Genomic DNA, 26,865 nt, shown 5'->3' with positions numbered 1-26,865 from the left:
TCCCCTCCGATTCTTCAGCGAAAATCGCCAGAGAATGGAGGTTCGAGCCTGATAGCGTTCCACCCTTCTACCGAACCCCCTACGGGCCAGCAAGCATGGCATCGCCGGAGGGCCTTCGGCGCGAGAAACGCGCGGATTTCAGCGGTGGGCGCGGGAGCACCCAGGCGTGAATCCGGAGGGTTTGCAGGTCCCGCGGACCGGTGCTTATGGTCCGGCCGTGAGACGCTTCGCCCTCTACCTTTTCGCGCTCTCGATGTGCCTCGTGCCCCATGCGAGCGCGGACGTTGGGCGATTTCACCTGGCGCTCGGGGGAGCGCTGAGTCGCCTGGACGCGGCCCGGGGTCCGCACGCCTACGGAGCCCTGCGCGAGGTCTGGAACACCTGGGACCGCGCCGATCCGACCCAGGTGGAGGAGGCGCTGCTCGCCGCCGAGCGGAACCCGAAGCTCGACGCGCCGGTGCGCGCCTACGCGGGGCTCCTGGCAGCCTACACGCGCATGCGGCGAGGCGACGTCGCGGCGGCGCGCAAGAAGATCGACTCGCTGGGCTTCGTTCGGACCTGGCTCGTGGTGGGACCCTTCGACAACGAGGGCAAGAACGGGCTCGACATGGAGCACGGGCCCGAGGCGGACTTCGGGCAGGCCATCGTCCCGGGCCGGGCTTACTCCGGCAAGGAGCGACCGGTGCGCTGGCGTGCTGCGCCGGAGGCTTTTCCGTTCGGGTATCTGGATTTCGGCGCGCTGCTCAGGCCGGAGCGCAAGGTGTGCGGCTTCGCCACCAGCTTCGTCCGCGCCAAGGCGGGCTCGAAGGCGCCGCGCACGGTGAGCGCTTGGGTCGGCGCGAGTGGCAGCTTCGCCTTGTACTGGAACGGGCGGATGGTGCTGAAAGACGCGGCTTATCGCGGGCACGACGCCGATCGCTTCGGCACCACGCTGACCCTGAGCCCGGGCTACAACAACCTCACCGTCAAGGTCTGCAGCGACGACGCGCCGCCGGTGGTCTCGGTGCGGCTCGGCGACGCGAAGGGCGCGCCGGACGCCGCGCTCGAGATCACGAACGACCTCGGCGCCAGCGCTGAGGCCGCCAAGCTCGCCCCGACCAAGGCCGACAAGAGCGAGAAGCCGGCGGCGGCCCGTGCGACCCTCGGTCCGGTGCCCGCGTTCCAGGCGCTCACGGCAGGCAAGGCGCCGCGACCCGCCGATCTGGAAGCCTACGCGCGCTACCTGGACGCGACCGGCGGTGACGACAAGACCAAGCACGAGGCGCGCGACCTGGCGCGGCGCGCCGCCGAGCTCGAGCCGAGCGTGGAGCGGCTGCTCTTGGCCGGCGAGCTCAGCGAGGACAGGAACCAGCGCCGGGAGTGGGTGGACAAAGCAGAGGCGTTGGCGAAGAAGGGCGGAAAGCCGCACGTCGACGTGCTCTTGGCTCGGGCAGATCTGGCGCGCTCGGGCCTGAGCTGGCAGACGGCGTCGCGCTACCTCGACCAGGTGCTCGCGCTCGATCCGGATCAGGTGGACGCCATCGCCGGACGCGTCATCACCTACAACATGGCGGGGCTCAAGCGCACCGCGCTGAGCACGCTGGAGAAGGCGCTCGAGCGCAACCCGAGCGCGCTACTGCTCCTGAACATGCACGCCTCCCAGCTCCGGGCGCTGGGGCGCTCGACGGAGGCCAGCGAGGCGGAGTCGCGCTACGCCGCGCTGCGTTTCGACGATCAGGCCTTCCTGAGCGGGCAGATCGATCTCGCTCTGGCGCGGCGCGATCGGGCGGCGACGGAGCGCTGGATCGAGCGGCTGCTCGAGACGGATCCCGACAGCCAGTGGGCCCACGGCGTCGCGGCGCGGAGCTATCGCGCGCTCGGGCAGGCGGAGCGCGGCATCGCGACGTATCAGCGCGCCCTGGCGCTGGCGCCAGAGGACGTCGGCACGCTGCGCGCGCTCGCCGATCTCCAAGGCGAGCTCGGACGGCGCGACGAGCAGCTGAAGCTCTTGCAGGCCATCTTGAAGATCCGCCCGCAGGACAAGGACGTGCGCGAATACGTCGAGCACATCGAGCCGCAGAAACCCCGGGCGGACGAGGCTTGGGCCTGGCAGAGCGAGAAGTTCCTGAAGCTGCGCCACGCGTCTGCCGCGGGGCAGAATCGCCGCACGCTGCGCGATCTGACCGTGACCACGGTCTTCGAGAACGGTCTCAGCAGCAAGTTCCGCCAGGTGGTGTTCCAGCCGCTGAACGACGCCGGCGCGGCCATGGCCCGGCAGTACGCCTTCCAGTACGAGTCGGACCGCGAGGTGGTGCAGCTGCGCGGCGCGCGGGTCTACCGCGGCGACGGGCGCACGGACGAAGCGGTGGAGTACGGCGAAGGCGCCGCCGACGACCCTTCGATCAGCATGTACACCTCGGCGCGGAACTTCTACGTGCAGTTCCCCAGGCTCGACCCCGGCGACGTGGTCGAGCTGCGCTACCGGGTGGACGAGGTCACGCCGCGCAACGAATACGCCGACTACTTCGGCGAGGTCGTGTTCTTGCAGTCGAACGAGCCGCTTCAGAACGCGGAGTACGTGCTGATCACGCCGAAGAAGCGCACCTTCTACATCGACGAGAAGGTGCCGGGGCTCAAGCGCGAGACGCGCGATCGCGGCGAGCAGCGCATCTACCGCTTCGTCGCCGACAATGTGCCGCCCATCGTGCCGGAGAGCGCCATGCCGCCGTGGTCCGAGGTGTTGGGCTTCGTCCACGTCTCCACCTACAAGGACTGGAAAGACCTGGGGCGCTGGTACTGGGGCCTGGTCAAGGAGCAGTTCGACCTGGACGACGAGACGCGCAAGCTGGCACGGGAGGTCGCCAAAGGCGCGAAGACGGACCAGGAGAAGGTCAAAGCCGTCTACAACTGGGTCGTCAAGAACACGCGCTACGTGGCGCTCGAGTTCGGCATCTACGGCTACAAGCCGCGGCGCTGCGTGCAGACGGTCACGCGCGGTTGGGGCGACTGCAAGGACAAGGCGACGGTGATCGTGACCCTGCTGAAGGAGCTGGGCGTGCCGTCCACCATCGTGATCTTGCGCACGCAGATGCGGGGCGACTTCCGCTCGAGCATCCCGAGCTTGGCAGCCTTCGATCACGCCATCGTGTACGTCCCTTCGCTCGACCTGTATCTGGACGGCACCGCCGAGTACACCGGCTCGACCGAGCTGCCGGACATGGACGCCGGCGCGCTGGCGCTGCTCGTGAACGAGGGCGACTCGAAGCTCGTGCGCGTGCCGGAGCGCGACTCGAAGAAGAACCTCCAGATCCGCAGCGTGAGCGCGACGGTCGGCGACAGCGGCGATGCCAAGCTCGAGATGGACTACGAGACCCGCGGCTCGGAGGCGGCGGACTGGCGCCGGCGCTACCACGCGGAGGCCACGCGCCGCGCACGGGTGAACGCCGATCTGGGTCGCGAGTTCCCGGGCTTCGAGATCCAGGCAGGCAACGCCGGCGTCGTGGCCGGCGACCTGGAGAACCTGGAGATCCCCGCGAAGCTCAAGGTCCGGGGCACCGCCCGCGCCTTCGCCCGCAAGGAGGGCGACTCCTTGAGCATGAGCGTCACGCCCAGCGTGCGCTTGACCACGAACTACGCCTCGCTCTCACAGCGCAAGCAGGACGTCCGCATCCCGTCGTTCTCCAGCATGGAGGACACCTTCGTGGTGAAGCTGCCGCCCGGAGCGAAGGTGAAGAGCGCGCCACACAGCGTGAAGGGCAGCTCGCCTTTCGGCTCCTACGAGATCGAGGTCGGCGTCGCCGCCGGACAGGTCACGGTCAAGAGCCGAGTGGAGGTGAGCGCGACGCGAGTCACGCCCAAGCAATACCCTGCGTTCAAGCAGTTCTGCGAGGACGTGGACCGCGTGCTCAGCGCGCGACTGGTGGTGCAGCCGTGAGGCGCTTCATCTGGCTCTTGTGCCTGGTGGTCCTCGCCGCCTGCGGCGGGCGCGGCGCGGAGCACGCGCCGACGCCGCTCGGCGAGCTGCGCCGCGTGGGACCGACCACGACCAACGCCGAGCTCTGCGGCGAGTGGCTCCTTCACGAGCTGGTCTCCCCCGGTGGCGATGCGCGCACGGCGGACAAGGCCCGCGCACGGCTCGACGAGCTGGGCGGGGGCGGCATGCTGGCGCACCTGGCCCGCGGCCTCGACGACGCCATCCACGGGCGCATGCTGCACGCGCCGGATCACTACCTCCAGGCGACGCGCGCGGCGCGCACCTCCAGCGATCCGCGGGCGCCCGTCATCGCGTGGTTCGCGGCCAACCGGGCCGTCGCGCTGCGCAGCCACGGCAAGGATCTCTGGCCGCGCTGGAAGGGCTTCGTGAGCGAGGCGATGAAGGAGCCGCTCTACATGGGCTGGCGCGCACGCGCGGAGCTGGTGGAGTGGTGGGCGGACGAGGCCTACGCAGGCGCCGCCAAGAACGTCGAGCAGCTGTCGGCGGCGGAGTACGGCTGCGTGGACGACGTGCGCATCGCGGGACCCTTCGGCCGGGGCGTGGCGCCGGACTCGTATCGGAGCTTCGCGGCGGAGCGGCCGGGCCCGTGGCCCGCGCGCTGGGCGCCGAGCCGCGGCGCGTTCGTGGCGCCGCGGGTGCTCGGCACCAAACAAGAGGGCTGCTTCGTGCGCGTGGACGAGCCGGTCAGCGGCGGCGTGTTCTACGCGGAGACGTTCCTGGAGCTCGACGCGCCCGCCGAGCTGATCCTCGCAGCCCAAGGCGCGCTGGCGATGTTCGTCAACGACGAGAAGGTCCTGGATCGCGACCCGCGCATCTGGGGCGTCTGGCCCAGGTTCGGCGTTCAGGTCTGGCTGCCGGCAGGACGACACCGCGTGCTGGTACGCTTGGCGGATCCTCAGACCAGCGTGCGGGTGATGTTCGCCGACGGGAGGCCGGCGGACGCGAGAACCTCCGCCGATGCCGCCGCGCCGTACAGCGTGGTGCCACCCCGCGTGGCCGGTGAGCCGAACGTCGTGAGCCGCTACGTGCAGCGCGGCGACGTCGTCGATCCCGGCGACGACGTCTCGCGCTTCGTGCTGGCCTACCTGGCCTACTCCGAGGGCCAGGGCGACGTGGCCGCAGTGCTCACCGAGCCGCTGCTCAAGGACAACTCCAGGGCCACCGGGCTGGTGCTCGGCGCCTCGGCCACGTTCGCGGATCGCGATCCGCTCTTCGACCAGACCAGCGTGCGCGATCTCGCTCGGGAGCTCCACGAGCGTGCGCTGAAGAAGGACCCCCGCCTCTGGCAATCGGACCTGGCCCTGGCGCTCTGGGAGGGCGAGCGCGCCGGACCCACCGAGGCGGTGCGACGGCTGAAGAAGCTGACCGACCAGTACCCCGAGGTCTCGGGACTGCTCCTCGCGCTCGCGCGCCTGTACGGGGAGCTCGGTTGGGTCGCGGAATACTCGGACTCGGCCAAGAAGCTCGCTGAGCGCTTCCCCGACGACGTCGAGGCGCTGACGGCGGCTCTCGCCGTGTACGAGTCCCAAGGAAACAAGGCGAAGGCCGACGCGCTGGTGGCTCGCATCAAGAAGCTCGACCCGGACAGCGAGATCGAGCTCACGCGCGCGCTGGCTAGAGACGACTACGCCACCGCGCTGGCGGAGCTGCGCCGCATCGGCGCGCGCCACCCGGAGCGCAAGGACGTCGCCGAGCGCATCCACGACGTGATGGTGCGGGCCGGCAACACCTCCGAGACCTGGAAGAAGCTCGAGTCGGCCATCGCCAAGGCCCCGCTCGACGGCGGCGCGCGCCTGGCCCTGGCCGACGCGCGCTTCGGCAGAGGCGAGCGCGACGCGCTCAGGAAGGCGCTCGTCGACGCGCTCGCCAACGGCGCGAACACCAGCGCGCTGGAAGGGGCGCTGGACCTGGTCGAGGGCACCACCGAGCTCGAGCACTACCGGCTGGACGCGCGCGCGATCATCCGCGACTACGAGAAGAGCGGCCTCGAGCTCCAGGGAACCGCGGCGCGCGTGCTCGACTACGCGGCCATCTGGGTCCACGCCGACGGCTCGAGCCGCATGCTCGAGCACGAGGTGATCCGCATCCAGAGCGCGGAGGCCATCGGCAAGCTGGCCGAGCACCCGAAACTCGACGGCGTGGTGCTGCACGCGCGGGTGATCAAGAAGGACGGACGTGTGCTCGAGCCGGAAGAGGTGCCGGGCAAGCCGACCATGACCTTCCCGCACCTGGAGGTGGGCGACTACATCGAGACCGAGCACGTGGTCACCCGACCCGGGGACGGCCGCGGCAACCAATACGTGAGCCCACACTGGTTCTTCCGCGAGGAGAACATCGCCTACGCTCGCAGCGAGTTCGTGGTGATCCTGCCGGACGGAAAGCAGCCGGAGATCGAGACCCACGGCGGCGTGCCGGCGCCGAGCATCGAGAAGAAAGACGGCATCGTGGTGCGGCGCTGGCGGGTGGATCGGAGCCCGGCCGCCGAGATCGAGCCGGGCAGCCCGCCGATCACGGAGTTCTTGCCGAGCGTGCGCCTGGGCTGGGGCGTGGAGCTCGAGGAGCGCGTGGCGGCCTTGGGTGACTCGCTGGCGGACGTGGCGCCGATCGATCCGCGCGTGGCGCGCATCGCGCGGAAGATCGTCGAGCCGCTCCCGTCGAGCGCGGAGGTCGAGCGCGCGCGACGGCTGTATCGCTGGGTGCTCGCCAACGTGGAGGAGGGGCAGGAGGCCGACGGTCGCCGCGTCGTGGTGAGCAAGCGAGGCAACCGCTGGCGCGCGTTCATGACGCTGTGTCGTTCGCTGGGCCTTCGGACGACCTACGCCGTGGCCAAGAACCGGTTGGCGCCTGAGCCGACCGGCAAGATCAGCCGCGCCACGCAGTTCGCGGAGCCGCTGGTCCGCGTCTCCACCAAACAGGGCGAGTTGTGGCTGACGGTGGCCAGCAAGTTCGCGCCGTTCGGCTACGTTCCAGCGGAGATCCGGGGTGTCCCGGCCTTCGTCCTGACCGGGAACGGGCCCAAGCAGGTGGTGACGCCGGTGGGCGGCACCGAAGACAGCGTGACCTACGAGGGCAAGGTCGAGCTGGCGACGGACGGCTCCGCGAAGCTCGATCTGGTGCAGCGCTTCACCGGCAAGTACGCCATGGCCGTGCGCAGCGCCTTCATGCAGCTGCCGGAGGCGCAGCTCCGCGACGTGGTGGAGTCGAAGCTCCTGGGGCGCGCGCTGCGCGGCGCGCGATTGGTGAAGCACGAGCTCGCTCACCTCGACGATCTGGATCAGCCGCTGCTCCTGAAGATGAAGGCGGAGATGCCGGGGTTCGCCCAGCAGAGCGGCGCGGACCTGGCCATCTCTCCGCCTTTCTCCCCGCGCGTGGCGCAGCTGGCCACCCTGCCGGTGCGCCAGACTCCGCTCTTGATCGGCGAGGCCACGCACCAGGAGGTGCGCCTCGAGATCGAGCTACCGAAGGGCGCGGCGCTGCGCGACGTCCTGGCGGGGAGCACGCTGAAAGACGGCGACCGTTCGGTGAAGATCAGCGATCGGCTGGAGGGCAAGACGCTGGTCCTCGAGCGCGTCCTCGACATCCCCGCAGGTCGCGTGAAGCCCGAAGACTACCCGTCCTTCCTGGAGTTCGCCCGGCGCGCCGACTCGGCCCTCGGTCGTGACGTGCGCCTGCGCGTCACGCGCTGAGTTAGGCTCGACTCGCGCGCGCTCGCGCCTCGGAACACCCGCTGCGGGAGCTCTTCGTCGAGGTCACCCGTCAAGCGAACCCACGAGGAAGTCGCGACTCATCCCACGGGACGAGGAGGCCTCCGCCGGCCCCGCCGGCAGCTTTCGTGGGTCGCTACTCCTGACGATCGTGATCTGATCATGCCAGGACTGCCCAAATCGAGGGCGGTCACTTGTCTTTCTTGGCCTTGATCGCGTCGTCTTTGGCCTTCGCGTCGGCTTCCTGCAGCCGGGTGGCGATGCGCTTCTTCACCGCGGCGTAGTCCGAAACCAGCTTGGTCCAGGTCGCGATCTTGCCCTTGCGGTCCTCGGCGCTCTTGGGGAAGGCCTTCGCCGCCGGCTGCTGCTGTGCGAACTGCGCATAGGCGTTCCAGCGATCCGTGGCGTCGTCGTAGGACTTCTGGCGCTCGCGCAGGTCGGCCAGCACGAACAGGATCTTCGCCTTCAGCGGGTGATCGCCGCCGACGAAGCGCAGCGCCGCGACCCAGGCCGTCTCGGCCTCCTGGGTGTCGTTCTTGGCGAGGTGCGCCTCGCCGATGCGGTAGTGGCCCATGGGATTCTGGGGCTCCTTGGTGATCGCCTCCTTGTAGGCAGCGATGGCACCGTCGAAGTCGCGCGCGACGTACAGGTCGTCGCCCTTCTTGAGCTGCTCCCAGAACGGGCTGATGCCCTTGATCCCTTGTGGGTCCTTGCGCGGACCAGCAGCCGCGGCTGCGGGCTTGTCGGTCTTCCCCTTGTCCTGTGCGGCCGCCGGCAGCGCGAGCGCCAGCGACACGAGAGGCAGAACCCAGAACCGGCTCTTCATGCTCGAAACGCTAACACGGGCCCCGCGGGTGTTGCGAGAAGGGGACAAAGCCCTGAAATTTCGCTAGTTGTCGGGGATGCGTGTCACCGCCTACCCCTGGGCCTCGCTGGAGCGCCTGCCCCGCCGGGCGTGGCGCGAAGCGCGGGCGGCGCGGCGCGCGGTGGCCCGAGCGCTCCAGGTCGAGCGCCTGGCCCAGGCGTGGAGCGCGCTCACCTCCTCGGAGACGCACTTGGTGCTCGGCGACGTCGGCGTGGACGCTCTCCCTTCGGGGAGCGACGCCGTCGCGCTCGAGCTCTCGGACGGCTCGCTCTTGCTGGTGTCCCTGGAGGCGGCGCTGGTCTCGGCCCTGCTCGGGCGCGTGCTCGGCCGCCCGGTGGGGCTCACGGCGCCGGGCGCGCCCCTGGACGCGACGCTCGGCGGCGCGCTCGCCGCGACCCTGATCGAGATTGCGCGCCGGAGCGGAGCGCCCGAGCCGCTGGCCTGCGCGACGCGTGCGATCCCGTCGGGCGCGAGCGCGGTGCGGATCACGGGCACCGTGGTCTTCGACGGCAAGCCCTACGCCGCGCGCTGCTGGGTGCTCCCGAGCCAGGGCCCGGAACCGCCGCTCGGTCTCGCCGAGCTGGGCGACCTTCCGGTCGCGCTGCGTCTGGTCGCCGGGCTCTCGCTCGCGGATCCCGGCGAGCTCGCGACGCTGGGCCCCGGTGACGCCTGGCTGGCCGGCGCCGGCTTCTGGCTCGACGCGAGCGGCGCCGGGCGCGCGGCCCTGGCGGCGCCGCGGAGCGAGCGCGGGATCGCGGTGAGCTTGGCGCCCGCCGGCGAGGTCGTGGTAGGGGACAGCGTCGTCGAGCTTCTGCTCGACGTGGAAGGCGCGATGAGCTCGGCGAAAGACGACATGGGTGGGGCGCTCGCGGAGGCGGTGCTGGACGCTCCGGTGGTGGTGCGGATCGAGGTCGGCGCGGTGTCGATGAGCGCGCGGGAGTGGGCGGCGCTACGGCCCGGAGACGTGATCGAGAGCGGGCGCCGCGTCAACGATCCGGTGGTCTTGCGCGTGGCGGGGCGCGAAGTGGCCCGCGGCGAGCTGGTCGAGATCGAAGGCGAGCTCGGCGTGCGTATTCGCGAGGTCGTTCCGTGAAGCTCTGGCTCGGGAGCCTGGCGCTGCTCCTGGTGCTCGGCTGCGACAAGCCGGCGCCGCCGCCACCGGCAGCGAGCGCGTCCGCAGCGCCCGTCGCGTCGGCGCCAGCGCCGCCGATGCCCAGCGCCGCGCCCGCGGAGCGGAGCGCCACGGCCGGCAAGTGGAGCGGGAGCTACCAAGCCCAGCACTACCAGATCGAGGCGCCGAAGGGAGAAGGCGCGCGGGAGTGGGCCGGAGACGACGGCGGCGCGCACGCCGGCAGCGGCAGCGTCAGCCTGGTGGTGGCCGAGAGCGGCGAGATCCGCGGCAGCGCAGCGGGCGCGCTCGGCGAGCACAACCTGGTCGGCGAGGTGGACGGCGAGACCTTCCGCGTCCGCTTCGCGCCCAAGCAGCCGGGCGACCGCGCGTTCGGCGGCTTCACCATCCTGACGCGCGAAGGCAGCCTGATGAAGGGTCGGCTCCAGGCCTCGACCGGCGACAGCAAGACGGTGCGCGACGCGCTGATCAGCGTCAGCCGTGGCGAGGCGGACGCCGCGGACTGACGCGATCGTGCTAGATCGCCCGGGTGACCACGGCGCTGCTCGATCTGACGGTGCTTGCGACGAACGCTCGCACCCGGGGGATCGGGCGCTACGTGTCCGACCTGGCGCTCGGCATGGCGCGCGCGTCGCGCGTCACCATCGACCTGCGGGTCATGGGCATCGAGCGCCTGGGCTGGGCGGGCGGCGCCATCGTCACCGAGGATCTCGCCGGCGCCGTCGAGCGACTGACCTCCCGTGACGAACCCGCACAGCCGCACCTGTCCTGGGCGTACCGCGTGCGCGTCGCGATGGGTGCGGCGACGCGCGCGCTCTCGGCGGACCTCCTGCACACCGGGCATCCGAACGCGACGCCGCTCGGCGAGCTGGGCTGCCCGCGCGTCACCACCTGTCACGATCTGATCCCGCTGCGCTTCCCCGAGAAGTACGTGGGCTGGCGCGACGGGAGCCGGGCCAGCCGCGAGCGCATGGATCACCGGCGCTACCACTCCGCCAGCCACGTGATCGCGGTCAGTGAGACCACCGCCAACGATCTGGTGACCTTGCTCGGCGTCTCGCCGAAGAAGATCAGCGTGGTCCACAACGGCGTGGATCTGGAGCGCTGGTCCAGCGAGCCGGGCGCTGAAGATGGCGCGGTGCGCGCGCGCTTCGGCCTGGACGAGTCGCCCTACGTGCTCTGCGTGGGCGCAGCAGACTTCCGCAAGAACTCCGGGCGCATGTTGGCCGCACTGGCCAAGGTGCGGCGGCGCTCGCCCGACGCGGACGTGAAGATGGTCTGGGCGGCGCGCCTCGACCTGGGTGCGCAGCTCGAGCTTCGCCGAGCCGCGCTCGAGCACGGCGTGTCCGGGGCGCTCGCGCTCGTGGGCTACGTCTCCGACGGCGAGCTCGCGGCGCTGTATCGCGGCGCGGTCGCTCAGCTCTTCCCCTCGCGGGCGGAGGGCTTCGGCTACCCGGTGGTGGAGGCGATGGCGTGCGGTTGCCCGGTCATCACCAGCGACCGCTCGAGCCTGGCGGAGATCGCCGGCGACGCCGCGATCCAGGTGGATCCGGAGGACGACGACGCCATCGCCGACGGCATCCACACGCTGTTCGATCAGCCGGCGGAGCGCGAGCGGCTGAGCGCTCGGGGCACGGCGCGAGCGCGGCGCTTTGGGGTGGAGCGCATGGCGGAGCGGACCCTCGACGTGTATCGCGAGGTGATCGCCAAGGCGCGGAGGGGCAGTTGAGCGACGACATCGCCGCGCGCCTGGCGGCGGTGCACGCGCGCATCGAACGCGCGGCGCGCGCGGCAGGGCGCGATCCGAGCTCGGTGCGCCTCTTGGCGGTGAGCAAGACCAAGCCGGAAGCGGCGATCCGCGCGGCCTACGCGGCGGGACAGCGGGACTTCGGCGAGAACTACGTGCAGGAGCTGGCCGAGAAGGCCGCCGCCCTGACGGACTTGCCCGACCTTCGCTGGCACATGATCGGGCACCTGCAGCGCAACAAGGCCAAGCAGGTCGTGAAGCTGGTGAGCGCCATCCACACCGTGGACTCGGTGCGCCTGGCCGAAGAGCTCGGCAAGCGTGCGGCGGAGGCCGCCCGCGATCGGCTCTCGGTCTTGGTCGAGGTCAACGTGGGTGGTGAGGTGCAGAAGAGCGGCTGCGCCCCGGCGGAGCTCGGCTCGGTGATCGCGGCGATCGAGCGGGCGCCGGCGCTCGGCTTGTCGGGCCTGATGACGGTGCCGCCGCACACGGACGATCCGGCGGGCGCGAGGCCCTTCTTCGATCGACTGGTCGCGCTCAGGGACGCGCACGGCGGCGTGGCGCGGCTGCCGGAGCTCTCCATGGGCATGACCCACGATCTGGAGCAGGCCATCGGCGCTGGCGCGACCTGGGTGCGGATCGGCACGGCCATCTTCGGGGAGCGCGCCTGATGGCGCAGAAGAAGCGCGAGGCACCGGCTCAACCGACGCTCCTCGGTGCGGTCGCGCGCCGTGGCACGGCGCCGCTCGCCGATCGCATGCGCCCGCGGACGCTCGACGAAGTGCTGGGGCAGCGCCACCTGATCGACGCAGGGAAGTGGCTCGCCGACGCCATCCGCCAGGACCGCGTGCCTTCGCTCGTGCTCTGGGGTCCACCGGGCTCCGGCAAGACGACGCTGGCGCACGTCATCGCCGGCTCGACCCGCTCGGAGTTCGTGGCCTTCTCGGCAGTGCTCGGCGGCGTGGCCGAGCTTCGCGAGATCATCGCGGCAGCTCGGGAGCGCCTCGCCTACCAGGGCCGGCGCACCACGCTCTTCGTGGACGAGATTCACCGCTTCAACAAAAGCCAGCAAGACGCCTTCTTGCCCCACGTCGAGGCCGGCACCATCACCCTGATCGGCGCCACCACGGAGAACCCCTCGTTCTCCGTCAACGCCGCGGTGCTCTCGCGCTGCAAGGTGCTGCGCCTGCACGCGCTGGACGAGCGCGATCTGATCGCGCTGCTCGGACGCGCGCTCTCCGATCGCGAGCGCGGGCTGGGCGGACGCGAGCTCTGCGCCGACGCGGACGCCTTGGGCATGATCGCGGCGAACAGCAGCGGGGACGCGCGCCGCGCGCTGGGTCTGCTCGAGACCGCCGTCGCGCTCTTGCCCGAGGGCCGAGCCGAGCTCTCGCTGGAGGACGTGAAGCGCGCTGCCGAGGAGCGCACGCTGCTCTACGACAAGTCCGGCGAGGAGCACTACAACGTCTCAAGCGCGCTGATCAAATCGATGCGCGGCAGCGATCCCGACGCTGCCATCTACTGGTTTCTGCGCATGCTCGACGCGGGCGACGACCCGCTGTTCTTGTCGCGACGCCTGATCATCTTCGCCAGCGAGGACGTCGGAAACGCCGATCCGCGCGCGCTCCAGGTGGCGATGGCCGCCGACGAGGCCTTCCGCCGCGTGGGCCTGCCGGAGGGCGTCTACCCGCTGGCTCACGCCTGCCTGTACCTGGCCAGCTGCCCCAAGTCGAACGCGGTCAAGCGCGCGATCGAGGCCACGCGCGCCTCGATCGCGGAGAAAGGCGCGCTGCCCGTGCCAATGAAGCTCCGCAACGCGGTGACCGGGCTGATGCGCGCCGAGGGCTACGGCGAGGGCTACCGCTACGCGCACGATTTCGAGGGCAGCTACGCGCCCGGGGAGACCTACCTACCCGACGAGCTGCTCGGGCGTCGTCTCTACTCGCCCTCGAACGAGGGACTCGAGAAGCAGATCCGCGAGCGCCTGGAGCGCTTGCGCGACAAGAAGTGATCAGCCGTCGTTCGGCGCTACGACCACGCCGATCTCCGGCATGTTGCGGTACTTCTGCGCCCAATCCAGGCCGTATCCCACCACGAACACGTCGTCGATGGTGAAGCCCAGGTAGTCGATGCTGACCTTCTTCTTGGTGCGCGCCGGCTTGTGCAGGAGCGCGCACACCTTCACGCTGGCGGGGCCGCGCGTCTGCACCTGGTGCACCAGGTAGTCGAGGGTCAGGCCGGTGTCGACGATGTCCTCGACGATGAGCACCTCCTCGCCGTCCACGGGTCGGGCGAGATCCAAGGTGATCTGGACGACACCGCTCGACATGGTGTCGTCGCCGTAGCTCTGCACGCCCAGGAACTCGACCCGCAAGGGCAAGTCGATGCAGCGCGCCAGATCCGCCGCGAACATGAAGCTGCCCTTGAGCACGCACAGGAGCACCAGCGGCTTGCCGCGGTAGTCGCGGGTGATCTCCGCGCCCAGCTCGCGCACCCGCGCCTGGATCTGCTCCGGCGAGTACAGCGTCTTGATCTTCTCTCGGTACCAGGCGTTGGGCATGAGGAGCGGGTACCGATGCGAGCCTCCGCGGTCAATCGCTGGTCACGCTGATTCCGACGCGAACGGCGTCGCCGTCGGTCCTCCAGAACACCGCCCCGTGGAGATCTGTGCGTAAGGTGTGGATACCTCGACGGCCGAGCGCGGCGAGTGTCTCCGGGTGCGGGTGGCCGAATCGGTTGCGGACCCCGCAGGAAATCCCGGCAAAGGTCGGGCGCGCCGCGAGGAGCAGGTCGCTGCTGCTGGAGGTCCGGCTGCCGTGGTGGCCGAGCTTGACGAAGTCGGCGCGAAGCTCGCTGCCATGCTGCTGCACGAGCTCCGCTTCCTCCTCGCGCTCGGCGTCCCCGAGCAGGAGCGCGCGGCGCTCGCCGAGGCCGAGCGCCAGCACCAAGGAGTTGTCGTTCGCGTCCCGGTCCGGCACGAAATCGGGACAAGGCGCGAGCACGCGGACGAAAGCGCGCGAGCCCCTGCATAGCTCGCCGGGGCGCCGTACTCGTACGCCGCGCGCGCGTAGCCCGTCGAGCAGCGCGCGGTACTCCGGGCCCGCACCCTCGCGCTCACCTTGGCCGCTGTCCCAAAGCTCCCCGACCTCGACCCGAGCGAGGGCTCCCGCCAGGCCGCCGAAGTGATCCGGGTGAGGGTGCGAGAGCACGACGACGTCCACCCGACTGCGGCGCCGCGCGCGCAGCACCGGCGCGACGACCCGCGCGCCCGGATCCACCGGGCTGCCCACCGAGCCGCCACCGTCCACCAGCATCAGCGCGCCGTCGGGCAGATCGACCAGGATGGCGTCGCCCTGTCCGATGTCGAGCAGCGTGACCCGAAGCTCGCCCCGCGGGTGACCCGCGCGCCAAGCGGCGAGCTCGACGGCACCGAGCAGGACCGCGCCGAGGAGCGCCCAGCTCAGCCGCGGCGGGCGCAGCCAGGCCCCGAGAACCGCCAGGGCGAGCACCGCGTAGTGCCACTCGCTGGGCGCAGGGATCGGGAACGTCAGAAAGCGCGCGGAAGCTCCCAGGTGCGCGACGCCGCGCACCCAGAGCAGCGCGCCGGAGCCGACCAGCGCGACCCCCTGATCGAGCCCCGGCACCCCGCTCACGAGCGGGTGCAGCAGACAGAGCGGCAACGCCACCGCTTCGCCGATGGGGGCCGCCAGCGTGTTGGCGAGGATGCCAGCGAGAGTCTGCTCCGGCGACAGGAGCGCGAGCAGCGGTGCGCAAGGGAGCATCGCGGCGAGCGTGGTGGCGAACGAGCCTAGGACGAAGCGGAGCGGTGCGAAGGGGAGGCGTTCGGTGAGCCGCGTCAGCGGCTGGCCCAGCACCACGAGCCCCACCGTGGCGCCCGCCGAAAGCAGGAACGACACGTCGAAGGGCAGCAGAGGATCGACGCACACGCCGACGAAGAGCGACAGCCCCAGCGTGCGCTCGGCGCGCGGATGGCGTCCCGCGGCCCGGATTAGGTAGGCCGCGGCCAGCATCCAGGCGGCGCGCCAGGCCGAGCCGCTCCCGCCGGCGAAGTCGGCGTAGCCCAGCGCGATGGGCACGCCCAAGGCGGCCGCGATGCGTCCGGAGTCCAGCCGCGCAGCCAGGCTCTCGATGCGGCAGAGGAGCGCGCCGAGCGCGCGCACCAGCGCCGCCACTGCGAAGACCAGGTGCGTGCCGCTCACCGCCAGGAGGTGCGAGAGCCCGCTCGCGCGGAAGGCGCGGTCGTCTTCAGGGTCGAGATCGCTCTCACCCAGCACCAGCGCCCGGGCCAGCGGCGCCGCCGCGGGCACGAAGGAGCGATCGATGGCGAGACGCGCGCGCTGACGCGCACGATCGACCCACGCGAACAACGACCCGCCGCGTGTCACGGGGTCCGCGGACAGCAGCATGCCGCTCGCGGTCGCTTCGCGCCGCGCAGCGCCGGGGGTCGGATCCGGCAGCTCGCGGTTCCTGAAGAGCTGCACGGGCGCGAGCTGCGCCACGATGTCCAGCTGATCACCGCGGCGAAGATCTGCGGGCCCGCCGTGCAGGCGCGCCTTCAGCGGCGCGAGGGAGCGGCCCTCGCAGTCGATGTCGCGGAGCTCCGCCAGAAACGACATGCTCCCGCCGAGCCGCGTGGGTGAGCTCGCCACGCGCGCGCTGGCGGCGCAGCGCTTGGGCTCGGGCAGCTCTGCGCGAGCGCGGAGCCACGCGCGCTGCCACGAGTCGAGCGAGAAGCGCGCGCCGACCGCGCTCCCGGAGAACGCCAGCACGGCGATCACGATGACCGAGGCGCGTACGCGCCCGAGCGCGACGCCGATGGCGAGCGCAAAGGTGAGCGCGGCCGACCAGGCCGCCACCGCCGCGAGCGGCCCCGCCGCCAGAGCCAGGGCCGAGATCAGGAGGGCATCGCGCCTCACGCCGGCGGCTTCAGCAAACCCCGGGCCAGCCACAAAACGACTGCGGCGCCCGGGAATTCCGGGCGCCGAGTCATCACGGGCGAGTGGCGAAGCGCCGCTCGCCGCTGGCGATCGCCATCAGACCCCGCAGTACGACGAGCAGGCAACCTCGTCGTTCTGCGTCGCGCACAGACACGCGAGACACGTGTCCGTACAGCCGCCGCAGTTCGGGTAGGTGCAGTCCCCGCCACCACCGCCGAGGCCGCCGGCGCCGCCGATGGGCGGCGAGCCGCCGTCACCGCCGAGCCCGCCAGCGCCGCCAAGCGGCGCTCCACCGGAGCCGCCGCCGGAGCCGCCGGAGCCGCCGAAGCACGACTGAGCGGTCTCGCAGGTCGCGTCCTGCATGCACTCGACGGCGCCGGGGGGCGGATCGGCGCAGGCGAGGGCGCAGATGGACGGATCTTGCTGACACTCCGATGCGAGCGCCTGGCAGACGCTCAAGCAGTCGCCGCCGCCGCCGCCCGAACCGCCGCCGCCACCCTGACCGCCGCCGCCGCCCTTGCCGCCACCGCCCGGACCACCCGGAAGCGCGCCGGGGTTCGAGCCGGGAGGCGCGCCAGGGTTGCCGGGCACTCCGTTCGAGGTCGCTCCGCTGCTCGAACCGGTGGTCTGACCGCTACCGCCGCAAGCGATCGCGATCAGCGCCGAGGAAAAGATCACAGACAGTTGCCGGCTAGCCATGGCGTGCCTTTCCGCCCGAGGGCGTCCCAAGAATCAGAAGTAGTATAGCGCGGCAATGTTACCTTGGAAAATGTCCCAAGGATTCCCGTTCACCGTGGTGGTGAACTCGTTGTGCTTGGTCTCGCCAGTCTGCTCGGGGGAGTTCGGCTGCGTGTAGGTGTACTTGACGGAATCCATGCGGAACAGCACGCCGATGCCACCCTGGAGCGAGAGCTGCGGGATGCCCATGAAGCCGAAGTGGATCTCCGCACCGGCGCGCGCGCCCAGATCGATGCCGAGGCCGCTCTGCTCGAGCTTGGTCCCACCGGCCTCCTGCGTCCGCTGAGCGAAGCCCACGTTGGCCTCCGGCACGAGCAGGAACGTGAAGTGCTTGCTCGACGCGAGCGCCAGGGGCAGGCCGGCGTGGAGGAGCCCGGCGTTGATGCCCGCCTCGTCGTTGGTGACGGTCTGGTTGCCGTTGTTGTACGAGTCGCTGCCTCCGGTGGAGAGCAGGCCCAGGCCGATGTCGATGCCCATGCCCTGATCGAGCCAGTAGCGCATGCCCACGGCGGGAGCGGAGACGTACTGGATTGGGGGCGGACCGGGAGGGCCGCCGCCAGCGAGCGGGATCTGGAACCGTCCCATGTACCCGACCGCGAAGTGGCCAATCATGGCCTCGTGGTCCGATTCGCCCGCGGTGCCTTGTGCCTTGGGTCCGCCACCGGCGCCCGGGAGCGTCATGCCGACCTCACCGCTCGCCTCCGCGTCCTAAGCCAGAGCGCTTCCCGCGAACGAGACCGCCGCTACTACCACCGCCGCTCCAACACTGAGCTTCGAGATCCGCATCTACTGATCCTCCGATGAAGGCCGGTCTTCGGCCCGGAAACTACAAGGTGCCCTGCCTCGGGCGGGCGCATGCTTGCCCGAGGGCACGGACGACGTCAACAACCCCGGACCACGGGGAGAACGCGGGGAAACCCCGCTCGGGCTCCTCCTACGACCTTGCCGGTGCCCATCTTCCCCACCCGGCGCTAGAACAGCCCCCGTGAGGCTCGGGCGCCGCGCATTTATCTCGGTTTTGCCGCTGATCGGCTGTAGCCGGGCAAAAGCGCGCTCGGGGCCTGCGGGTCGGGTCGTCTCGCTCTCCCCAGCCACCACCGAGGCTGTGTTTGCGCTGGGTCACGGCCCTCGCCTGGTCGGCCGCTCCCGCTACTGCGACTTCCCGCCGGAGGTGAAGGCGGTCCGTCCCGTGGGCGGCTTCGTCGATCCGAGCCTGGAGGCCATCCTGGGGGTGAAGCCCGATCTCGTGGTCGGCGTGCAAGGCCCGGGGCTCCGGGACTTCGCCGAGCGGCTCGACGCGCGCGGCATCGCCACGTTCTTCCCGCCGACGCAGAGCCTGATCGAGATCGGCGCCATGCTGGTCGGTCTCGCGCGCTTGCTCGGCGACGAGGCCCGAGGGCTCGAGCAGAAGGCGAACATCGAGCGCGAGCGCGCCGCGATCGAGCAGGCGCTCGCCGGGCGCGCGCGCCCCCGCGCGCTGTACGTGTTCGGCCTGCGGCCGGTGGTGGTCGCGGGGCCCGGGAGCTTCCCGGACGAGATGCTGCGCCTGTCCGGCGCGGACAACGTGATCACCGGCGAGCGGAACCGCTTCCCGACCCTGGGCATCGAGCGCGTGCTCGCGCTGGATCCCGACGTGATCATCGACTCGACGGGCGGCGCCATGCGCGAAGGCATCAACATCAGCAAGGAGCTTCCGGGCTGGAGCGAGGTGCGCGCCGTGCGCGAAGGCCACCTGATCGTGGTCTCCGACGACCGCGTGCTCAGGCCTGGGCCCCGCGTGGGTCAAGGCCTCTCGATCTTGGCTCGCGCGCTGCACCCGGGAGCTCGGTTGCCGTGAAGCTCCGCGCAGACGTGGCGCTGGTGGAGCGCGCCCTCGCCGCGTCGCGCACGCAGGCGCAGGCACTGATCCTGGCCGGCCGTGTCTTTTCAGGAGAGCGGCGGGTGGAGAAGGCCGGCGAGCTCCTGGCGGACGACGCGGAGCTCCAGGTGCGCGGCGCGCCGCGCTTCGTGTCGCGGGGCGGCGACAAGCTGGAGGGTGCCCTGACCGAGCTCGCCGTGGACGTCGCGGATCAGGTCGTGCTGGACATCGGCGCCTCCACCGGCGGATTCACCGACTGCGTGCTCCAGCACGGCGCCAGCAGGGTCTACGCCGTCGATGTGGGCCACGGTCAGCTCGCGCAGAAACTCCGCGCTGACCCGCGCGTCGTGGTGATGGAGCGCACCAACGCCCGACACCTGAGCGCGGCTTCGTTCCCGGAGCCGATCGGGCTCGTGGTGGTGGACGCTTCGTTCATCGGCATCGAGAAGCTGATGCCGGCCATCTCTGCGATCTTGCCGCGTGCAGGGCGGCTGCTCGCGCTGGTCAAGCCGCAGTTCGAGGCCGGCCGCGACGCCGCCCGCCGCGCGCGCGGCGTGATCCGCGACCCCGAGGTGCGGAGCGCCGCCATCGCCGAGGCCCGCGCCGCGATCGAGGCCGCGGGCTTCGACGTGCTCTCCGAGTGCGACTCCAGAGTCGCCGGGCCGAAGGGCAACGTGGAGCGCTTCGTGCTCGCGACGCGCCTCGCGTAGTCAGCGCCGCCCGGCGAGCTCGGCTTCCAGCTCGCGGACGCGCTCTCTGAGCTCGCTCGTCTCCCCACGCGCGGCCTCCTCCGTGGTCACCCAGAGCTGGGCGCCAGCTTCGTCGTCCGCGATCGAGACCTTCCCGCCCCCGCTCCGCAGCCAAGCCTGGAGCGCGACCGACCGCACGGGGCCGGCGCCCTGGTACACCCGCTCGAATCGCGCGCCGGCGTCCCCCTGCCAGATCTGGATCTCGAATGGCCCGCCGAAACGCTTGGGTCCGATGCGCAGCGGGTCGAGCACCCACAGCTCCGGGACGCCGCACGCCGCGTACTTCTCGTGCACGTCGGCGTAGTCCTTGTACGGGTGGCTCTCGCTCACCACCTCGATGGCCAGGCGCGGCGCGACGTGACCGGGCTTCCAGAGGCACAGGCTCGACAGGCGGTCGGGGTCCGGCGGCGCCGGCTCGATCAGGCACAGATCCGGGTCGATCCCGACTTGCGGGTGCCGCGCGACCCAGCGCAGGGCCAGGTTGCGCGCCACGATCGCCGGCCTGCCGCTGCGAGCGACCCAGGCCGCAAGCAGCGCTCGCAGGTACTCGATGGTGAGATCGTGGGGACGCGACTCGGGCACGGAGACCTCGGGCAGCACCCAGGTCTCGAGCTCGGGCTCGAGCCGATAGTGGAGCTCGATGATTCGCGCTTCGCTCACCATGGCCAGTGTACCGTGCTCGATCCGCGGACGCTGCCCGAGGAGGGTTTGCAGGCGACGTGAACCAGCAGGAAACGCCCGGGTTCCGTGGCTGAAGCCGCTGGCGAATCGCCACTTCGCCACCGGCGATCGCCGCTACAGCACCAGCACCCAGACGTCGTACAGCGTGTGCGTCCACACCGCCGGAGCGAAACCTCGGAAGCGGTAGATGACGGTGAACACCACCCCGCAGGTCCAGCGGAACACGAACGAGCGCAGCTCGAACGGATCGCCGTAGGCGCCCACGTAGTGCCAGCCGCTGAACACCGCGGCGGCGATCAGCGCCCAGGCCACGCCCAGGAGGCGCGGCCGCAAGGGATCGACCATCGGGAACATCAAGAGCAGCACGCGCAGGCCCAGGCCGTAGAGGATCACCCGGAAGGCGATCTCCTCGTACAACCCGGCGCCAGCGCTCATCACCGCGCCGGTGAAGCCGCCGCCGAGGGGCGCACCTGCCAAGGTCAGCTTTCCCACGACCCAGCCGGCGATGAAGCGCATGGCCACCGCGTACAGGGTGGCCTCCACCGCCAGGAAGGCGAAGCGCTCCCACTCGAGGGCGTGTCCGCGCCCCAGCACCAGGAGCACGCCGACGAACACGCCGCCGATGAGCAGGGTCAGCCCGGCGTAGGCGACCATGTTGTTGTTGGCCAGCGCGATCAGCTCGCTGGTCACGACGTCGGCCGCGTTGCGCACCGGCAGGAAGACCACGCCCAGGTGGTAGAGGACGAAGATCGGCAGCGTGAGCACGAGGTCCGACCAGGCGTCGCTCGCCTTGGCGAAGAAGCCGGCCTTCTGCTCCGCGGGCTTCTCCGGTTCCGCCATGTCAGCTCGGCCTGAGGTGGTAGACGACCCAGCCCACCAGCATGACCCAGCCCATCACGATGGCGACGAACGGGCCATCTTTCAGCATTTCCTGGGTAGGGCTCTCGGCCCGGGGGCGGCTCCGGACCAGGTGCAGGAAGCGCCAGACGCCGAGCACCACGAACAGCGTGCTGGGCCAGAGCCACTTGGTCTTGAAGAACTCCTGGGTGTGCGGATCGAGCGTGTACGCGACGTAGGTCACGGTGGTCAGAAGGGCCGTGACAGTCAGTGCGACGTCGAGCCCCCGCGAGCTGTAGGACTCGAGCGCCGCGCGGGTCTTGCCGCTGCCGCCGGTGGCAGCCAGCGCCAGCTCGTGGCGGCGCTTGCCGAAGCCCAGGAACAGCGCCAAGAGCGCGGTACACACCAGGAGGTACCACGACACCGAGATCTGCGTGGCGAAGCCGCCGCCCATCACGCGCAGCACGAAGCCCGCGGCGATGCAGCCGACGTCGAGGTAGGCGATGTGCTTGAGCTTGAACGAGTAGGCGACGTTCAGTCCGAAGTAGGCCGCGGCGGCCGCGAAGAACTGCCAGGAGCGGAACGCCGAGCCGGCGAGCGCGCCGATGACCAGCGCCACGGCCAGCGCCCGCGCGGCGGGGATGGGGACGCGACCCGAGGCGATGGGACGGAAGCGCTTCACGGGGTGCTGGCGGTCCGCCTCGACGTCCGCCAGGTCGTTCATGGTGTAGACGGCGCCGGCGAGCAGGCAGAACGCGAAGAACGCCGCCGCGGCCCGCCAGAGCAAGAGCGGGTCGAAGATCTCTTTGGCGAACACCACCGGCGCCAGCACGAAGACGTTCTTGACCCACTGGTGGGGGCGGATGGTCTTGATCACGCCGCGCAGGCGCCAGAAGAGGTCTCCTTCGCTGCGCGGGACCTCCGCCAGAGCGATGCTGACCTCGGGCTGCTCCTCGGGCCCGAAGTCCGGCTCGTCGGTCTGGTTTTCACGCGGCGCGTCCGCCATTCGACGCCGGGACCTTAGCGCAAACGGAGCCCAATCGCGCGAGGTTCCGGGCTAGTCTCCGGGGCCGTGCTGCCGTCGATTGCCTACCTGGATTTCGCAGGTCGCTGGTACGGGCAGGTGAGCTACGACCTGGCCTCGAGCGGGGTCACCCCGATCGCCGAGGAGTCGCTGGGCGCCGGCGCGCCGGTCGCCGACATGGGGGCCCGCGAGCGGTTCCGCGAGGCGGTCGCGGCGCGCTACCGCGTCCCGGCCCGGGAGGTCGTCACCACGCTCGGGGCGAGCGGCGCGCTGTTCGTCGCGCACGCCACGCTGCTCGAGCGCGGCGAGCGGCTCTTGGTCGAGAATCCGAGCTACGAGCCGCTCTGGCGTGGCGCGGAGGCGCTCGGGATCGGCGTCGATCGCTTCGAGCGCCGCTTCGATGCCGGCTTCGCCCTCGACCCCGACGCGGTGCTCGCGGCCTGTCGCCCGGAGACGCGCGTCGTCGCCATCACCAACCCCCACAACCCGACCGGCGCCGTCGCCAGCGAAGCCGAGCTCACCGCGCTAGCGAGCGCGCTCGAGCCCAGGAACATCGCGCTCTTGATCGACGAGGCCTACCTGGAGCTCGCCGCGCCGCGCACGACCGCGCGGCGGCTCGGGCCGAACATCGTCAGCTGCTCGAGCGCCACCAAATGCTGGGGCGCCGGCTGGACCCGCGCGGGCTGGTTGCTCTTGCCGGAGGCGCTGGTCGAGCCCGCCTCGCGCGTGGAGCGCTTCACCCAAGGTTTGGCGCCGCCGGTGACCTGGGCCTGGGGCGAGCGCGCGGTCACCCGCGCCGATCGCCTGCTGGAGCGCGCGCGCCTGCTCCAGGCGGGCAAGCGCGAGCTCGTGGACGCCTTCGTCGCGCGCCACTCGAGCCTGTCCTGGGTGAGCCCGCAGGCAAACGGCGTCTTCGGCTGGGTGCGCGACTCGCGCGGCGAAGATGTCTTGCCGAAGATCGAGCGCGCCATCCGCGAGCTCGGCGTGATCGCGGCGCCCGGCGCCTTCTTCGGTGAGGCCAGCGCCTTTCGCCTGGGCTGGACCACCGACGGCAAGAAGCTCGCCGAGGGGCTCTCGCGCCTGGCCAAGGCCCTCGAGCTGGAGACCCGCGCGTGACCCCACGCCAGCGTCACGCCGCGCTGGTGCGCGAGATCCGCGCGCACGACTACCGCTACTATGTGCTCGACGATCCGCAGATCGGCGACCGCGAGTACGACGCCTTGTACGCGGAGCTGGTGGCGCTGGAGGCCGCGCACCCCGAGCTGGCGGGCCCGGACTCGCCCACTCGCCGCGTGGGCGGCGCGCCGCGCACCGATCTCCGGACGGTCGAGCACGTGGTGCCGATGATGTCCCTCGACAACACCTACGACGAGCAGGAGCTCGAGGACTTCGTGCGGCGCGTGCACGACGGGCTGCCCGCTGGCGCCACTCCCGCGTTCTGCGTGGAGCCCAAGCTCGACGGCGCGAGCGTCGAGCTCTTGTACCGCGAGGGACGTTTCGCCGGCGGCTCGACTCGCGGCGACGGCGTGGTGGGCGAGGACATCAGCGAGAACCTGCGCACCATCCGTTCGCTGCCGATGAGCATCGATTTCGCGGGGCCGCTCACGCTGCGCGGTGAGGTGGTCATCTACCGCAAGGATCTCGAGCTCATCAACGAAGAGCGCGCGCGGGACGGGGAACCTTTGTTCGCCAACCCGCGCAACGCCGCCGCCGGCAGCCTGCGCATGGTCGATCCGCGGATCGTGGCCAAGCGCCGCCTGCGCGCGCTGATCTGGCAGGTGGTCGAGGATCTGGGCGGGAGCCACTCCGCGGCGCTCGATCGCGTCGCGAAGCTCGGCCTGCCGACCCACCGCCAGCACCGCGTGTGCAAGAGCGTGGACGAGCTGCACCGCGCGGTCGCCGCCATCGAGGCGAAGCGCAAGGATTTCCCCTACGAGATCGACGGCGCCGTGGTGAAGGTGGACGCGCTCTCCCAGCAGGCCGTGCTCGGCGCCACCGCGAAGTTCCCGCGCTGGGCCATCGCCTACAAGTTCAGCGCGGAGCGGGCCGAGACCACGCTGCTCGACATCATCGTGCAGGTCGGGCGCACCGGCGCGCTCACGCCGGTGGCGGTGCTCGAGCCGGTGCAGCTGGCCGGCACCACCGTCTCCCGCGCGTCGCTCCACAACCGCGAGATCGTCCAGAACCTGGGCGTCCTGATCGGCGATCGCGTGGGCATCGAGAAGGCGGGCGAGATCATCCCGCAAGTGGTCAGCGTGGACCCGAGCGCGCGGCGCGGCACGGAGAAGCCCTGGCACATGCCGGAGCGCTGTCCCGTGTGCGGAACCGCCGTGGCCCAGCGCGAGGGCGAGGTGGCCATCTGGTGCCCGAACACGCGCTGCCCGGCGGTGGTGAAGGGCCAGATCATCCACTTCGCGCGGCGTTTCGCCATGGACATCGATGGCCTCGGCGAGTCGTTGGTCGATCAGCTGGTGGACGGCGGCCTGGTCCACGACGTCGCGGATCTCTACGACCTCGGCGTCGAGCGCGTCGCCGCGCTGGAGCGCATGGGCGACAAGAGCGCGCAGAACTTGATCGACGCCATCGCCGGCTCCAAGCAGCGCCCGCTCGAGCGCCTGATCACCGGGGTCGGCATCGAGCACGTCGGCCAGGTCGCCGCACGGCAGCTCGCGGAGGCCGCCGGGGATCTGGCCACGTTCGTGGGCTGGAGCGCCGGCGACGTCGAGCGCGTGGTCGGGGCCATCTCGGGCTTCGGGCCGAAGATGGTGGAGAGCGTACGGGCGTTCCTCGCCGATCCATCGAGCCACGCGCTGCTCGAAAAGCTGCTCGCTCGCGGCGTCTCGACCCGCCAGCCCGTCGCCGCCGTCGCCAGCGAAGGCCCGCTCTCCGGCAAAAGCTTCTGCGTGACGGGCGTGCTCAGCCGCAAGCGCGAAGACGTCCACGCCGACATCCGCGCGGGCGGCGGCGAGGTGCACGACAAGGTCAAGAAGGGCACGACCTTCCTGGTCGCCGGGGACAAGGTCGGCAAGTCGAAGCTCGACGGCGCGAAGAAGCACGGCACGCAGGTGATCGACGAGAAGACGCTCGGGGCCATGCTCCGGGGAGAAGGACCATGAAACGATTTCCGCGCCTCTCACCGGCGGCGCCCACGAAGATCGTGTGCGTCGGACGCAACTACGGCGCCCACGCCAGGGAGCTCGGCAACGAGGTCCCCAAGGAGCCCTTGTTGTTCATGAAGCCGCCGTCGTCGCTGCTCGCGCCGGACGGCACGGTCTTCTTGCCGCCGGAGAGCGAGCGCGTGGAGCACGAAGCCGAGCTCGCGGTGGTGATCGGCACGCAGGGGCGGCGCATCCCGGTCGCGCGCGCCCTCGACCACGTGTTCGGCTACACCATCGCCTGCGACGTCACCGCGCGGGATCTGCAGAAGAAGGACGGGCAGTGGACACGCGCCAAGGGCTTCGACGGCTTCTGCCCGCTGGGGCCGGAGGTCGTTCAGGGCGTCGATCCCGGGGCGTTGGGCGTGCGCCTGCGCGTGAACGGGCAGGCGCGCCAGGACGGCAACACCCGCGACATGGTCTTCGACGTGGCCACGCTGGTCGCCTACGTCTCGAACGTCATGACCTTGGAGCCGGGGGATTTGATCTTGACGGGAACGCCGGAGGGTGTGGGACCGCTGGTGGCAGGGGATCGGGTGGAGGTGGAGATCGACGGGATTGGGGTGCTGCGGTTTGGGGTCGAGAAGGAGTGACTCAATCCCTCATCCCGCTCGTCCGGTCCTTGCCGTAGATGCCGTCGCCGATGCGGCGCATGCGCGCGAGCTCGTCCTCGTTCATCGGACCGAGCTCGAGCGCGCGCAGCGCCTCGCGCATCTGCTCTCCGTTGGCCGGCCCGCTCATCACCACGTCCACATGCGGATGGGACATGGCGAAGCGATAGCAGTCGGCGCCGCTGGGCGTGGTCTCACCGGCCGGAGTGCGCTTCGGGTCGAGCAGGTGCCCCCAGCGCGTGGTCGTGTAGGTGATGACGCCCGGGCGCTTGCCCACGTCCAGGCCGTCGAGCGACTGGAACACCTCGCGCTCGGCCCCGCGGTGCACGGCGTTGTAGCGCACCTGCCAGATGCCGATGCGCTGATCGTCGAGCAGCGTCGGGAACAGCGGGCGGCGATGGCTGGAGATGGCGATGTGCCGCGCCTTGCCGGAGGCGACCAGCTCCGTCGCCGCGTCCATGATCCGCGCGGGCGGCGCGTCGTTGAACCAGCCGAGCAGGAGCACGTCGGCGTAGTCGAGCTCGGCCTCCCTGAGCGCCTTCTCGAAGGAGCGCTTGAGCCAAAAGCCGAGCCGCGAATAGCTCTGCACGCACACCACCAGGCGCTCGCGCTGCTTCTTGGCGAGGCTGCGGATGGCGGCGCCCATCTCCGGCGTGCGGCGCGATCCCCAGTAGAAGTAGTTCACGCCCTGCTCGAAGGCCTCTTCGAGCGAGCGCTGATCCACGCCGTAGCTCGCCGCGACGCCCAGGCGCCCGACGTGGAGCCCGGTGCGGCCGAGCTCGATCTGCTCGTGGAAGTCGCTCATGGCAGCCCGCCGGGGAGTCTATGCCAACTTCGCG

At 70.9% G+C, this 26,865-nt stretch carries 21 protein-coding genes; 12 read left to right on the top strand and 9 right to left on the bottom strand.

Annotation, left to right across the window (positions count from 1 at the left end):
- Positions 1 to 217: 217 nt before the first annotated feature.
- Together HS104_04130 and HS104_04125 are read left to right on the top strand one after the other, a co-directional pair.
- On the top strand, positions 218 to 3,913 hold the full coding sequence (locus tag HS104_04130) for a DUF3857 domain-containing protein (protein MBE7479167.1): 3,696 nt from the start codon (positions 218 to 220) through the stop codon (positions 3,911 to 3,913).
- Positions 3,910 to 7,659 (top strand): DUF3857 domain-containing protein, encoded by a 3,750-nt coding sequence (locus HS104_04125; GenBank protein MBE7479166.1) that lies wholly within the window; start codon positions 3,910 to 3,912, stop codon positions 7,657 to 7,659. The genes HS104_04130 and HS104_04125 overlap by 4 nt, the downstream gene beginning before the upstream one ends.
- A gap of 208 nt (positions 7,660 to 7,867) precedes the next feature.
- Here HS104_04125 and HS104_04120 read toward each other — a convergent pair whose 3' ends face one another.
- A complete protein-coding gene (locus tag HS104_04120) occupies positions 7,868 to 8,503 on the bottom strand; it encodes a tetratricopeptide repeat protein (GenBank protein MBE7479165.1) in 636 nt (211 codons plus the stop codon).
- 76 nt (positions 8,504 to 8,579) lie between these two features.
- Here HS104_04120 and HS104_04115 point away from each other — a divergent pair, with 76 nt between their 5' ends.
- Genes HS104_04115 through HS104_04095 form a run of 5 tightly spaced genes read left to right on the top strand, consistent with a single transcriptional unit; the run spans position 8,580 to position 13,426 of the window.
- On the top strand, positions 8,580 to 9,635 hold the full coding sequence (locus HS104_04115; GenBank protein MBE7479164.1) for a FliM/FliN family flagellar motor switch protein: 1,056 nt from the start codon (positions 8,580 to 8,582) through the stop codon (positions 9,633 to 9,635).
- Positions 9,632 to 10,177 (top strand): hypothetical protein, encoded by a 546-nt coding sequence (locus HS104_04110; protein ID MBE7479163.1) that lies wholly within the window; start codon positions 9,632 to 9,634, stop codon positions 10,175 to 10,177. The genes HS104_04115 and HS104_04110 overlap by 4 nt, the downstream gene beginning before the upstream one ends.
- A 23-nt stretch (positions 10,178 to 10,200) precedes the next feature.
- A complete protein-coding gene (locus HS104_04105) occupies positions 10,201 to 11,400 on the top strand; it encodes a glycosyltransferase family 4 protein (GenBank protein ID MBE7479162.1) in 1,200 nt (399 codons plus the stop codon).
- The gene (locus HS104_04100; protein ID MBE7479161.1) at positions 11,397 to 12,086 is read left to right on the top strand and encodes a YggS family pyridoxal phosphate-dependent enzyme; all 690 of its coding nucleotides are present in this window, start codon (positions 11,397 to 11,399) and stop codon (positions 12,084 to 12,086) included. The genes HS104_04105 and HS104_04100 overlap by 4 nt, the downstream gene beginning before the upstream one ends.
- Positions 12,086 to 13,426 (top strand): replication-associated recombination protein A, encoded by a 1,341-nt coding sequence (locus tag HS104_04095; GenBank protein ID MBE7479160.1) that lies wholly within the window; start codon positions 12,086 to 12,088, stop codon positions 13,424 to 13,426. Before HS104_04100 ends, HS104_04095 begins: the two co-directional genes overlap by 1 nt.
- Here the strand turns inward: HS104_04095 and hpt are convergent, their stop codons facing one another.
- From hpt to HS104_04075, 4 genes are all read right to left on the bottom strand, one after another.
- Positions 13,427 to 13,975: a hypoxanthine phosphoribosyltransferase gene (gene hpt, locus HS104_04090; protein MBE7479159.1), complete on the bottom strand. Its 549-nt coding sequence runs from the start codon at positions 13,973 to 13,975 to the stop codon at positions 13,427 to 13,429. It lies immediately after the preceding gene.
- A gap of 31 nt (positions 13,976 to 14,006) precedes the next feature.
- On the bottom strand, positions 14,007 to 16,352 hold the full coding sequence (locus HS104_04085) for a ComEC/Rec2 family competence protein (protein MBE7479158.1): 2,346 nt from the start codon (positions 16,350 to 16,352) through the stop codon (positions 14,007 to 14,009).
- A 117-nt stretch (positions 16,353 to 16,469) separates the two neighbouring features.
- Positions 16,470 to 17,051 carry a hypothetical protein gene (locus tag HS104_04080; protein MBE7479157.1) on the bottom strand — a complete coding sequence of 194 codons (582 nt, stop codon included), beginning with the start codon at positions 17,049 to 17,051 and terminating at the stop codon, positions 16,470 to 16,472.
- 54 nt (positions 17,052 to 17,105) lie between these two features.
- Positions 17,106 to 17,792, bottom strand: coding sequence for a hypothetical protein (locus HS104_04075; GenBank protein ID MBE7479156.1), 687 nt, complete (start codon positions 17,790 to 17,792; stop codon positions 17,106 to 17,108).
- A 424-nt stretch (positions 17,793 to 18,216) separates the two neighbouring features.
- Between HS104_04075 and HS104_04070 the strand changes: the two genes are divergently transcribed.
- Positions 18,217 to 18,948, top strand: a complete 732-nt coding sequence (locus HS104_04070) for an ABC transporter substrate-binding protein (protein ID MBE7479155.1) — start codon at positions 18,217 to 18,219, stop codon at positions 18,946 to 18,948.
- The gene (locus tag HS104_04065) at positions 18,945 to 19,679 is read left to right on the top strand and encodes a TlyA family RNA methyltransferase (GenBank protein MBE7479154.1); all 735 of its coding nucleotides are present in this window, start codon (positions 18,945 to 18,947) and stop codon (positions 19,677 to 19,679) included. The genes HS104_04070 and HS104_04065 overlap by 4 nt, the downstream gene beginning before the upstream one ends.
- Here HS104_04065 and HS104_04060 read toward each other — a convergent pair whose 3' ends face one another.
- From HS104_04060 to HS104_04050, 3 genes are all read right to left on the bottom strand, one after another.
- A complete protein-coding gene (locus HS104_04060; GenBank protein MBE7479153.1) occupies positions 19,680 to 20,378 on the bottom strand; it encodes a Uma2 family endonuclease in 699 nt (232 codons plus the stop codon). It lies immediately after the preceding gene.
- A gap of 135 nt (positions 20,379 to 20,513) precedes the next feature.
- Positions 20,514 to 21,239, bottom strand: coding sequence for a CPBP family intramembrane metalloprotease (locus HS104_04055; GenBank protein ID MBE7479152.1), 726 nt, complete (start codon positions 21,237 to 21,239; stop codon positions 20,514 to 20,516).
- A 1-nt stretch (position 21,240) separates the two neighbouring features.
- Positions 21,241 to 22,242: a decaprenyl-phosphate phosphoribosyltransferase gene (locus HS104_04050; protein ID MBE7479151.1), complete on the bottom strand. Its 1,002-nt coding sequence runs from the start codon at positions 22,240 to 22,242 to the stop codon at positions 21,241 to 21,243.
- 66 nt (positions 22,243 to 22,308) lie between these two features.
- On the opposite strand from HS104_04050, the gene HS104_04045 reads away from it, so the two are divergent.
- The 3 genes from HS104_04045 to HS104_04035 are packed head-to-tail and all read left to right on the top strand — an operon-like array spanning position 22,309 to position 26,008.
- Positions 22,309 to 23,376: a pyridoxal phosphate-dependent aminotransferase gene (locus HS104_04045; GenBank protein MBE7479150.1), complete on the top strand. Its 1,068-nt coding sequence runs from the start codon at positions 22,309 to 22,311 to the stop codon at positions 23,374 to 23,376.
- Complete coding sequence (gene ligA / locus HS104_04040; GenBank protein MBE7479149.1) at positions 23,373 to 25,376, top strand: NAD-dependent DNA ligase LigA; 2,004 nt, start codon at positions 23,373 to 23,375, stop codon at positions 25,374 to 25,376. Before HS104_04045 ends, ligA begins: the two co-directional genes overlap by 4 nt.
- On the top strand, positions 25,373 to 26,008 hold the full coding sequence (locus HS104_04035; protein ID MBE7479148.1) for a fumarylacetoacetate hydrolase family protein: 636 nt from the start codon (positions 25,373 to 25,375) through the stop codon (positions 26,006 to 26,008). The genes ligA and HS104_04035 overlap by 4 nt, the downstream gene beginning before the upstream one ends.
- A gap of 1 nt (position 26,009) precedes the next feature.
- Here the strand turns inward: HS104_04035 and HS104_04030 are convergent, their stop codons facing one another.
- Positions 26,010 to 26,831 carry an aldo/keto reductase gene (locus HS104_04030; GenBank protein MBE7479147.1) on the bottom strand — a complete coding sequence of 274 codons (822 nt, stop codon included), beginning with the start codon at positions 26,829 to 26,831 and terminating at the stop codon, positions 26,010 to 26,012.
- Positions 26,832 to 26,865 lie beyond the last annotated feature (34 nt).

Source organism: Polyangiaceae bacterium (genome assembly GCA_015075635.1).
Taxonomy (GTDB): Bacteria; Myxococcota_A; Polyangia; order Polyangiales; family Polyangiaceae; genus JADJKB01.
Note: the sequence above shows the minus strand (reverse complement) of the source record. Positions and strands in the feature narration are given on the sequence as shown.